Source organism: Moraxella caprae DSM 19149, assembly GCF_000426885.1.
Taxonomy (GTDB): Bacteria; Pseudomonadota; Gammaproteobacteria; order Pseudomonadales; family Moraxellaceae; genus Moraxella; species Moraxella caprae.
In genome coordinates this window covers 1-1656 of the sequence record NZ_AUGF01000102.1, presented here as the reverse complement: position 1 = coordinate 1656, position 1656 = coordinate 1, and the positions used below count along the sequence as shown (strand labels likewise).

General features: G+C 48.2%; 2 protein-coding genes. Both read left to right on the top strand.

The annotated features are described in order from the left end of the window. The first annotated feature begins 106 nt into the window (after positions 1–106). Complete coding sequence (locus tag K941_RS15965) at positions 107–1105, top strand: Ppx/GppA phosphatase family protein (RefSeq protein ID WP_051226074.1); 999 nt, start codon at positions 107–109, stop codon at positions 1103–1105. Then, positions 1102–1482 carry a hypothetical protein gene (locus K941_RS16600; protein WP_051226073.1) on the top strand — a complete coding sequence of 127 codons (381 nt, stop codon included), beginning with the start codon at positions 1102–1104 and terminating at the stop codon, positions 1480–1482. Before K941_RS15965 ends, K941_RS16600 begins: the two co-directional genes overlap by 4 nt. The last annotated feature ends 174 nt before the right edge of the window (positions 1483–1656 follow it).

The following is a 1656-nucleotide window of genomic DNA, read 5'->3' as shown; positions in this document are numbered from 1 at the left end:
CAATAGGTGAATATTTGGCTCATTGGGTGTTTGCTTTGCTTATGATAGACTGTGTGGGTATTTTAGCTTATGTATTGTTGTTTGACAATGCCAAAAAATTGAGTCCATGTCCGAAAAAGTCCAATTGGGGGCAGGGCTAGATGAGCAAGGTCATCTAAGTGCCGACGCCCAAGAGCGTGGGCTGACCTGCTTGTCTCGCTTTATGGGTCGCTTAGATAACGTGGCAGGCGAGCGTTTGCGTGTGGTTGCGACCAATACCCTAAGACAGGCGACCAACAGCGATGAGTTTATTGCCAAGGCAAATCAGATTTTGCCTTGCCCGATTGAAGTCATCTCAGGGCGTGAAGAAGCTCGCCTTATCTATCTGGGCGTGGCGAACACAAACCCTAGTGATGAGCTTCGGTTTGTCATTGACATCGGCGGTGGCTCAACCGAGCTTATCATCGGGCAGGGCGGGCGGTTGCTCCTGACTGAGTCGGCACAGATGGGGGTGGTGAGTTTTACGCAGAAGTTTTTTAAAAATGGCGTGATGAATGATGAAGCCTTTGGGTATGCCATGCGTTCTGCCAAAAAAGAGATGGCTCAGCACATCAAGCGTTATCAGAAAATGGGCTTTGAGCGAGTGATTGGCTCATCAGGGACGATTAAGGCGATGCTAGGGGCATTGACGAGGCTTGGACTTATCAAGCATGGACTGATTACCAAAGGGGCGGTATTGGCTCTAAAACAGCATTTGATAGATGCTCGGCATATTGAGCATATTGATTTACAAGGGGTTAAGGCTCACCGTAAGGCGATTTTCCCTGCTGGTGTGGCGATACTGCTGGCGGTGATGGAAGCCTTTGGGGTCAAGGCGATGAGCTACTCTGATGGGGCTCTTCGGGAAGGGGTTATGTATGACATGCTCTCACGTTTTGACAGTAATGACGCCTGTGATGGTGGGGTGATGAAGCTCATTGATAAGTTTAATGTGGACAAAAAACAAGCCAAACGGGTCGCCAAGACCGCCCGTCTGCTTTTTGATGTCGCCCAAGAGCCACTGGGGTTAAACCAAAACGACCATGACCTGCTCAGACCTCGGCACTGCTTCATGAGATTGGCATGAGTATCGGGCATAGTAGTTATCATCGCCACAGTGCGTATATCTTGGAGTTTGGTGAGATAGCAGGCTTTTTGCAGATGGAGCAGACCAGACTGGCAGGCATGGTGCGTTACCATCGCCGAAAAATCACCGCAAACGACCATAAGGCGTTGATGAGTATCAGTACCGACAGAATGACCAAGCTGGCACTGCTACTGCGTTTGGCGGTGGCGATTAACCACACTCGCACTGACATCCAAAAATCCGACATCAAATTCACCCTGCACAGTCCGACTCACTGGGTGCTGGACATGAAAAAAGAGAAGCTATTCACGGGGCTTGTCGATGAGATTGATAACTTTCTGTCGTGGGGCGTGACTTTGGATGTGCTAAGTCGTTGATTTGTTTTTAAAAATTTATAACGGCTAAAATTTTTTGAATTTTTTTAAAAATTTTTAAAAAAGTGCTTGACGTCTGCCAAAAATCCTATATAATACGCACCCATACAGCAAACGCTGACACGCGGGAATAGCTCAGTTGGTAGAGCACAACCTTGCCAAGGTTGGGGTCGCGAG